Here is a 10029-nt window from a genome sequence, read left to right as displayed (position 1 = left end):
AACAACATGAAACATTTTGATTTTAAATCGTCGGTTTTCCTTCGCCCCTTGCTGTTTACTTTGACATTGTTTTTTTGTTTTTCGCACGTCTCGGTTTCCGCCCCCCTTCCTGTTCCGGTGGATTTCCGGGCGGGACTGAACAACCACAGTTCTATCCGGTTGGTCTGGAGCTATTCGGGTGAGTCGGTGGATTCTTTTGTGATCGAGCGGAAGGTTGGGACGGGGAGTTTCAGCCAGCTGACCACGGTGGCGGGGACAGTTACGGCGTATGTCGACACGGGACTGACGGCCGGGAGTACGTATGTGTACCGGATCAAGTCGAAGAAGGGGAGCATTTTTTCGGTGACCACAGCCGAGGTGAGTGTGAAGATGCCGTCGCAGACGGAGTTCATTCCGGCGGAATTGCAGATGAGGCCGGGAGGGATCGAGCCATTTTCACCCATCGAGCAGGTGATCCCCTGGGATACGCTTGCGGTGAACCGGACCTTTGATGTGTTTCAGACACCGCCCTGTCTGACGGGGGAGTATTACGTAGGCCTGGAGCTGGGCTATGACTTGGGGGATTTCAACACCGAGACGGCCTGGACGGCCGATCTTCAGGTGAGTTTTATGCAGGGGACGACGGTGCTTTGGACCAAGCCGCTGTCGGTGCGTTCGTCGGCGGGTACCTGGCATGGGACGGTGTTCCATGACGTGGCCCTGAGCTGCAGTGTGGATTACCGGTTTAAGATCGTGTCCAAGAGCGGGACGGGAACGGTCCCGGCCGGCAGGATCACGCTCAGGGAGAAGCTGTTCAAGAAGGTGGGGGACACGTTTAACGCAGCGCAGCTGCCGGTTCTGACGGTGGGCTATACGGCCCCGAAGGCGACGTTGAGCTGGACCTCGGTCAATGCGGACTTCCGGGAGTATGACCTGGAGTGGGTGTTTATCTCCCAATACGACAATTTTGTGGGTTCGACTGCCGCTGCTGCCTTTGCGCACCGGCAGGGGGTCCGGATCCGCCTGCGTTCCAACAGCTATGCCCACCCGGTTTTTTATCCCCAGGGGAAGCTGTATTACCGGGTCCGTGCGGTGGGGTATCGCCCGGATCAGCCGGACCGGAAGCTGGTGGGGGACTGGTCTTATGGTCCCAACGCAGGGACGGCGGTCAGCAACCCGCAGACGTCGTACAATTGGCAGATCCGCAACGACTACATTGAGGGGGGCCGTTTTAAGAAGTCGGTGGTTTACCTGGACGGAACCCTTCGGGACAGACAATCGGTGAGCACCCTGTACGGTGGAGCGGTTACGCTGGTTTCGGAGAGCTGGTATGATTTTGAGGGGAGAAAATCCCTGGCCTTTCTGCCTGCGCCCGATCCCGGGACGAGCCTGAATTTCAGGTCAAACTACAACATTTTCACTGCCGGCGGCGGCACGGTGGGGGCGGTGAATGCGGCCACGGATGCGACGGGCAGGAGAAAATACCATTACGACAACGGGACGGTGGCCAACAACACCCTGTCGGCCAGCTATGGGACGGGGAAGTACTACTCGACTAGCAACGGACTGACGGGCGTGGTGAACAGGTCCTATCTTCCCCAAGCTGCGGGCTACGGGGCGGTGATGACCGAATACACCCCCGACCCTACAGGAAGGGTGAAGAAGCAAAACCAGCCGGGGAGTGTCTACAGCATCGACGGGACCAGAACCACCCGGAAGTACTACGGGCAGTCATTTCCCGAGGAACTGATCCGGCTGTTCGGCACCCAGGTGGGTGCCGCAGTCCATTACCGCCGCGAGGTGACGGTGGATGCGAACGGGCAGGCCTCGGTGCAGTACCTCAACCAGGAGGGCCAGGTGGTGGCCACGGCCCTGGCGGGGACTGTTCCGGTGAATCTGGTGACCGAACTGGCAGAGTATACCACCCGGAAGAATGCGGGCTGGCCGTCGGTGGTTTACGACCTGTCTTCCCAGAACAAAACCTCTGGCGGCAGCAGGGGGGTGGATGCGGCGTTTGTGAACCTGACGGCCAACACGCCCCATACGGTTGCCTATACCCTGTCAGGAATCGGGGATGAGCTGGATCAGGCCGGGTGCCAGAGCTGCGTGTTTACGCTGAGCCTGAGCGTGGTGGACCCTGACGGGCTTCCGGTAGTCCTTCCGGCGAATATCCCCGGGGACGAAGATCCGTCGGCAGGGGCCTTCAGCCGGACGTTCACGGCGACGGACTGCCAGGTGGAGACGGATTTCAGCGGGGTGAGCCTGGCGCTGACCCTGTCCAAGGTCGGGGAGTACCGGGTGGTCAAGGAGCTGAAGGTGAAGGAAAAGACGCTGGAGGAGATTCTGACTGTGGTGAGGGCCAGCACGGAGTTTCAGCAGCAGCGTCAGGCGGTGGAAGCCGCATCGGGCCAGCAGGTGGGTGACTGTGAACTGTGCATGGAAGAATGCCCGGAGGCTGACAACGCACTTCAGGGAGCATTCGGGGGGATGTTGGAAGCAGAACAGGCGGGAGCCTGGCACCTGATGGCGGAAGAAGTTTTGGAGGACAATCCGTCCCTGGATCCATCGGATTCGGTGGCGGTTGCCGCCGTGGTGCAGACCCATCCGGACTATTGCAATTACGTGCTGATGGAAAAGAACGGGGATGCCCGGTTCTTCGAGCTGGGGCTGATGGGGATCTCCGGATACGCGGAAGCGCTTTCCAGCGGCAAACTGCCGCTGTCCGGGACAGATCCGTTTTACAAGACGGGGAACTCCGGGTCTGGATATTTAACGGCTTTAGAGAATAAACTTAATTTCATCAATCTTGGAGGGGGTTTTTCCGGGACGCTCTCCAGCGTCACCGATCCGACCAATACCGGGATGTATGTGAACAGTACGGGACAGAAAGACCCCGGCGGGGTGCATCTGCTGTATGCGGATCTGGCCAAAAAGCTGGCCGACAATGAGCTGACGCCCCAGGAATATCAGGAAGAACTGGACCGGAAACGTTGGGGTGTTTACCTGGCATTTTACCAGAAGACCAGTGACGCGGTCAAGGCCACGATCCCGGAGCTGGTTTCATGCCCGAAGTACCTGGAGTCCAGTTTTGGCAACCTGGGACTTCCGGACACGCAGGCTGGGATGCAGACTTTTACCGCTTCGTCCGGGCAAACAGGCCCGGTCTCCGAACAGGAGCTGGACCAGCTGGTGAACGGGATCACCAACGGGGGCAGCTGTCCGCAGACCTTCACGGCCGGGGAGCAGACCACGATCCGGGAGAGCCTGCGGGCTTACCTGAACTCCGACCGTCAGGGGAACTTTTTCAACCTGATCCTGACTGAGGATGTGAACGATCCGCTGCTCACTCCGCTGAAAAACCTGCTGGCCTCCAAGTCCTGCAGCATCAACAGCTTTGCCATTGACAACCCGTTGGTGTGCACGGATTCCATGGAGGTTGAGATACCAGACCCTAATTATGGCGGAAATTATAGGATGTCTGCAAGACAGTCAACGGGTACGGATAAGGAAAAAAGAGATGATAAACTTTTACTTTCCAAGGAAGAGATCAAAAGCCTTCAGGAGATAGAAAAGATGGTTCTTGCCCGGATGGAGCAGGAAAAGGCTAAAATGGAGGCACAAAAAAGAGCTGAGCTGCTCAACGAAAGGTCACGTAAAAATCTTTCAGGAGGTACAGGAGCAAATACCAGGATGCTGGCAGGAGGTCTGCCAACCCAGGCGGAATACAGTGCCCTGATGGATTTTTATGCTGCTACAAACGGGGCCAACTGGGTGAACAAGACAGGCTGGAGTACGGCCAATCCCAATGTGATCCAGGATGTTTCCGGATTTGTGGGAGTCTCTACCAATGCGAACGGCAATGTGTTGGGGATATACCTACCGGATAACAACGTCCACGGGCAGATCCCCGAGAGTTTCGGAAACCTGGTTTACCTGGAGCAGGTGTTCCTGTTTTCCAATAGACTGTATCAGAATATTCCCCAGTCTATTGGCAACCTGACCAATCTGAAAGCACTGTATTTGAGCAGCAGCCAGCTGAATTGGAACACCATTCCTGCCAGTATAGGAAATCTGGTGAATCTGGAATATCTCCATCTCCATTCAAATTATTTGATTGGAGAGATTCCAAGCAGTTTTAGCCAACTTACCAAGCTAAAGGAACTTTACCTTTTAAATACAAAGTTAACCGGTAACCTTCCTTCTTTCATAGGTAGCTTTACGGATCTGATGGCGCTAAGAATTGAGAATTCTGAATTTAGCGGCCCCATTCCTTCCACCTTTTCTAACCTGTCCAAAATGGTGGAATGGACAATGCACAATAATAAACTGACTGGATCCGTACCAGACTATCTGTGTAGTTTTCCTTTTTTGTCAACGGTAACGCTTAACAATAATTACTTAACAGGAACTTTACCTTTCTGCTTTTATTCCAAAAATCTTCCTTACCTGAGGATTGCGAACAATAGCTTTGAAGTAGAAAGTCTGGTAGAAATGGCCACCTATTTCACCAACACATCGATTTATCTTCCCCAAAGTCAAGCTGTGGATACGCTTTCTACCCAGGTGTTGGAGAACAGAGTGTTGGAGTTATCCACGGATATGGGAAGAAATACGCCTCAGCCCTCAAAATACCGTTGGGTCAAAGATGGGGTTCCTTTGTTTACAGATTTTAGGGAAGAGGCATACAACTACCAAAATCCCGCTCTCCCTTGTGTGTTCAATGACAACGGGCCAAATATCTGTAATGGGGTTTACTACCCCGAAATTACCAACCCCAGTCTTCCGCCCGGTACTGTCATCAAAGGCCCTCCGGTTGTGATAGAGACTGTTCCTACGATAACTGTCACGGTCTGCACCTCTTTTGAGCTGGATCCTGCATCGAACCCCTGGCTGGCTGGGGTGAGCTATGTACCGGACTGGGAGGAAGTGGTTGAGCGCTGTCTGGCCGAGCGGGACACGGTCCGTGCGGCGATCCAGGAGGCCGCTGTCGAGGAGCTGGAGAACACCTGGCTGGAGTCCTACTACCGGTCGGTATCGACTTCCTGCCTGGAAGGGGCAACAGAGACGCTGACCCTGACGGTGACCAACCAGGAATACCATTATACGCTCTATTACCATGATCAGGCGGGCAACCTGGTGCAGACGGTTCCTCCCCAGGGAGTGAAGCCGCTGACCACTGCCCAGGTCAATCAGGTGAAATCGGGCACGGCGGTAAACCCGGCCCACGAACTTCCGACCAAATACCGCTACAACAGCAAGAACCAGCTGGTGTGGCAGTCGAGTCCCGACGGGGGAGTATCGCAGTTCTGGTACAATGCCATCGGACAGCTGAGGCTTTCGCAAAACGCCAAACAGGCAGGGGCCAATACCTACAGCTACAGCAAGTATGACCGGTTGGGACGGGTGACCGAGACCGGGGAACTGGTAACCGCGGAGGCTCTGTCGAGCCTGAAAGAGAAGTTGAAGGAACTGGACTTTCCCCAACGGCCTGCGTATACCGCGCAGGATATCACCCTCACCGGGTATGATTCACCCAAGACGGGACTGCACCAGAAATTCACGCAGGACCACCTGCGCAACCGGGTGAGCTGGACCGCCCAGCTGGAGAAGGGCAAGACCGACACGCTGCTGACAGCCTACAGCTATGACACGCACGGGAACGTGAAAAGCCTGTTTCAGCAGATTCCGGGACTTGCCCCCAAGATCACGGCCTACCGGTACGATCAGATCAGCGGCAACGTGAACTATGTGTTTTACCAGCCGGAAACGGCCGAACAGCTGATCCACCGTTACCGCTACGATGCGGACAACCGGATCGAGACAGTGCAGACCAGTACGGACGGCTACCTATGGACCACGGATGCGACGTATTACTACTACCCCCATGGGCCTCTTGCAAGAGTGGAACTGGGTGAGCACAAGGTGCAGGGGCTGGACTACTACTATACGCTTCAGGGCTGGCTGAAAGGGGTGAACATGCCGGGCGGGGGAGATCCCGGGGCAGACGGAATCGGAACGAAACGGACAGGCAAGGATGCGATGGCCTTTGCGCTGGGGTACTTCAGCGGGGACTATGCCCCGATCACGGCAGGGACAGTCCTCACAGATACCCGAGATGCCCTGTGGACCCGGACATCCACGCTCAACAGCAACACAGGATTGTTCAACGGTAACATCAGCTGGATGAACACCGAGCTGGCAGGTTCACAGGATCAATACGACATGCAGGCGATGGTGTACAAGTACGACCAGCTGCACCGGATCGTACAGGCGAGAAGCCTGAGAGCCTATACTTCAGGCACCGGATTTACCACAAGGGCCACCACCAATTCCCTGGCCTATGATGCGGGATACACCTATGACGGCAACGGGAATCTGCTTACTTTACAGCGGAGGAACGCGGCAGCAGCCATTCAGGACAACTTTACCTACGGCTACTATGCGAACTCCAACAAACTGAGGCAGACGGCCTCGGCCCAGGGGGACAACTATACCTACGACCAAATCGGCAACCTGACCGCAGATGTGGCAGGAGGGGTGACCAATATTGAATGGACGCCATCGGGAAAAGTCCGGAAAGTGACCAAGTCGACCGGCTCTCCGCTTGAGTTCCGCTACGATGCAGCCGGCAACCGGGTGGAGAAGAAGCAGGGGACAGTAATCACCCGATACATCCGGGACGCCTCAGGCAATGTGATGGCGGTGTATCAGGCGGATACTCTATCAGAGCGGCCGATCTACGGTTCATCCAGACTTGGGAACCTGTCCTATGCCTCCAAGCCGGGCTACCGGACGGTGGGACACAAACAGTACGAACTCAGCAACCATCTGGGCAATGTGCTTGCAGTGGTATCAGACCGAATCCGGATGAAGACCGACAGTACCTGGACTCAGGTTCTGAGCCGAACGGACTACTATCCCTTCGGTCTTGAGATGACCGGCAGGACGGAGAGCAATACGTATCGGTACGGGTTCAATGGCAAGGAGAAGGACCCAAGCGGGCAGTGGAGCAATCAGAGCCACTACGACTACGGCTTCCGGATCTATAACCCAACGATTGGGAAGTTCCTGAGTGTGGATCCGCTGACAAAAGAGTTTCCGTGGAATAGTACCTATGCTTTTGCAGAGAATGATGTGATTAGAAGTGTAGATTTAGAGGGGTTAGAAAAAGCTATATATACAATTGTAAGAGATAGCCGAGAGGGGAAAACGCAAATAAAATCAGTTAATGTGAAAACCCTTGAAAAACCTGGTCCATTAGGCTCTGGAGTTGCTGTGATTTTAGAAAAGGACGGTGTGAAATCATATATGTATGGCAACCCTTCAAAGGATTTGAAAGATTTCGTTAGTCATTATGAAGGTAGGGATTACGAAGTATATCCTTCTCTCGAAGGAGGAGCGCCAACTGGGGGCATAGGTCATAAGTTGACTGATGAAAATGAGCAAAAAAATTATCCGGTTGGAACTAAACTAAGTGATGAGGTAATTGATCAATGGTTTGAAAGTGATTGGAAATCAAAAAGTTTGATTGTTGAAAAAAATAAAAGTACAAGAAGTCTTGTTGGGGGACAAAAAGATGCAATGATTGATTTTGTATTTAATGGTCTTCCAGCTTCTTCCTATAATGAAGGAGATGACGAGAGATTCTTTTTAAGATTCTTAAAAGGTGAAAGAGGAACTGCAAAAAAGAGAATTGGACAATTGATTTTATTTAGAACTCAGGAGCGTTATAATTTAGATTACTTAGATAGAAAAATAGACCAAACTAAACTTGAAGAAGATAGTAATGAATAATTTACTGAAAATTTTTGTTTTTTTTATACTCACCTTGTTCTCAAGTTTCTCCTATTCTCAAAGTGGATTTGATGAATTTGAAAATAGCATTAATGTTTATTGTAGTAATTGTAATCAGTCAGAAGTAAATAAGTTTATTGTAAATGAATCTTTGAAATTGGATTCGATGTTAACTAAAAAGATCCGGTTTCTGGTAGAAAAAATTGACACTTTGGAAAATGTCAATTTTTATGAAAGGTATAAACTAAAGAAGAGTTTCAGAAAATCTTATAGGTCTCTATTAAAGTCAAGAAAGAAAATCGTTTTAAATTTTAATGAATTAACAGAAGGAGGTTTCAATAAGTATTATACTTCTATTTTGTATTGGTATTATACCGATAAAATAGTTGAAGTTATTTCTGAAATGGAAGAAACTATATTTGGCGATTAACGAACTTATAATCTAGGATATAGTGAGTAGGATGATTCAAATCGAGTGATCAAGTGGGAAGGTGCTAACGGTTACAAAGTCGACCGGCTCCCCGCTTGGGTTCCGCTATGATCCGGCGGAGGGCTGAGCGTAAAGAAAAGTTCGGTGGACATTTTTAGCGAAGAGCCTGTTTGTAGGGGAGGGGTGTAGAAACAGCAGATGGGACACAAGCAGTACGAACTGAGCAAGCATCTGGGCAAAGTGCTGGCCGTGGTCAGTGACCGGATCCGGATGAAGACCGACAGTACCTGGACCCAGGTGCTCAGCCGGACGGACTACTATCCCTTCGGTCTTGAGATGACCGGTAAGACGGAGAGAAATACGTACCGGTATGGGTTTAACGGCAAGGAGAAGGACCCAAGCGGACAGTGGAGCAACCAGAGCCATTACGACTATGGCTTCAGGATCTACAATCCGACCATCGGGAAGTTCCTGAGTGTGGATCCGTTGGCTAAAGAATTTCCTTGGAACAGTTCCTATGCTTTTGCTGAGAATGATGTTATTCGAAATGTCGATTTAGATGGACTTGAAAAAGTTGAAACTAGGTTCACTTTTACTCCTGGAAAACCTAAAGTACAACTGATTAACTCAGATATAACAATTGTAAATGCCAATGCTCCTCGCGAGGAAGTTTTTAAAATTCAATTAGCAAATAGAATCTATACAGCGAATAGCTACAAAACTCTTGAGGGCAGAGATAATGGAGTAGATGAAGTCGGTGACTTTTCTGGAATTTCAACTTTACAAAAAGAAGACCTCATTTCAGCTTTTGGATATGCTTCATACATAATAAATGACGTGTATAACGGAAATGTTGAACAGGCTACAGCGTACAATCAAATGCGTTTAGAGGGTCTGGAAAAGAGTTGGATTTTAAAAGTAAAATGTACGATCTAATGCTAGTTTGAAGAAATCAACTTCTTGAGATAGATGGTGTAACCTATAATGCTAATGAAGCAGGCAATTATTTGTGGGGCTTATCTTTAGAATATCACGCATCATTCATTTCTCCAAATTCAATCGCTGAAGCAGGAAGCCAAATCCAAGGGAGGACTGATGAGCCTCATGAACAAAAAGCAATATCCGCAGGAAGAATCAAAGCTCTAAATCTACTAAAGGATAACAGTGTAAAAGGTGCAGTATTGGAAAGGCGAATAGAATATAGAGAAAATGCAAAGGAAAAAAAATAGTCGTTTAAGGATTAAATTAACTGTGTTGATATTTTCCGTCATTTTAATTGCCTCTTGCGGTGGAAAAATTGGTGAAAAAGACTACCTGCAGCACTTTAAAGAACGAACGCAAGACTTTGAGGTAATCAAGGAATATTTATTGAGCTATTATGGAAAAGATAGCGTAAATAAAGATTTAGTCCGAATGATATTTGTCAATCCGAATTTTCAAACACCTACATTGGAAATGGAAATAGTGGAAGAGAATTTGACAAGACTAATGGAGCAAGTGGGTGTTTCAGAAATTCATATGGAAAAGGAAAATGAAACATGTGATTCTTTGATTTATTTTGATAAATTATATTTCAAATATTATCAAAAAGATTACCCTTCAGTATATTTTATATATGATACATGTGTTGAGGAAGAAATAAACTATAGATCAGAGACAATAAGAAAAGTCTCTATTTCTGATCAGTGGTTATTACTTATAGATTCAAATTTCCCTTAATCCATTGATTTCCTTTGAGGACAACTGAAATGCAACGAAATTTGACATCCTTTTTTGCCTGGAAAATTATGTAGGGAAAATGTAGTCTGGGGTAAAAATGCATATAG

The 10029-nt window shown here is 49.9% G+C and carries 4 protein-coding genes; all 4 read left to right on the top strand.

Features of this window, described 5'->3' with window-relative positions; all coding sequences use genetic code 11:
* Positions 1-369 precede the first annotated feature (369 nt).
* The 4 genes from B0E43_RS08385 to B0E43_RS08370 all read left to right on the top strand — a co-directional run bounded on the left by B0E43_RS08385 (position 370) and on the right by B0E43_RS08370 (position 9922).
* Positions 370-7773: an RHS repeat-associated core domain-containing protein gene (locus B0E43_RS08385; RefSeq protein WP_168171920.1), complete on the top strand. Its 7404-nt coding sequence runs from the start codon at positions 370-372 to the stop codon at positions 7771-7773.
* Positions 7766-8203 (top strand): hypothetical protein, encoded by a 438-nt coding sequence (locus tag B0E43_RS08380; protein WP_139352706.1) that lies wholly within the window; start codon positions 7766-7768, stop codon positions 8201-8203. Before B0E43_RS08385 ends, B0E43_RS08380 begins: the two co-directional genes overlap by 8 nt.
* A 198-nt stretch (positions 8204-8401) precedes the next feature.
* Entirely contained in the window at positions 8402-9139 is a 738-nt protein-coding gene (locus B0E43_RS08375) for an RHS repeat domain-containing protein (RefSeq protein WP_077348541.1), read from the top strand.
* A gap of 273 nt (positions 9140-9412) precedes the next feature.
* Positions 9413-9922 (top strand): hypothetical protein, encoded by a 510-nt coding sequence (locus tag B0E43_RS08370; protein ID WP_077348539.1) that lies wholly within the window; start codon positions 9413-9415, stop codon positions 9920-9922.
* Positions 9923-10029 lie beyond the last annotated feature (107 nt).

This window comes from Algoriphagus sp. A40, assembly GCF_002002735.1.
Lineage (GTDB): Bacteria > Bacteroidota > Bacteroidia > Cytophagales > Cyclobacteriaceae > Algoriphagus.
Note: the sequence above shows the minus strand (reverse complement) of the source record. Positions and strands in the feature narration are given on the sequence as shown.

Coding starts and splice junctions, on each gene's coding strand:
- B0E43_RS08385 (WP_168171920.1), top strand. CDS start 370: ATGCCGTCGCAGACGGAGTTCATTCCGGCGGAATTGCAGATGAGGCCG.
- B0E43_RS08380 (WP_139352706.1), top strand. CDS start 7,766: ATGAATAATTTACTGAAAATTTTTGTTTTTTTTATACTCACCTTGTTC.
- B0E43_RS08375 (WP_077348541.1), top strand. CDS start 8,402: ATGGGACACAAGCAGTACGAACTGAGCAAGCATCTGGGCAAAGTGCTG.
- B0E43_RS08370 (WP_077348539.1), top strand. CDS start 9,413: ATGCAAAGGAAAAAAAATAGTCGTTTAAGGATTAAATTAACTGTGTTG.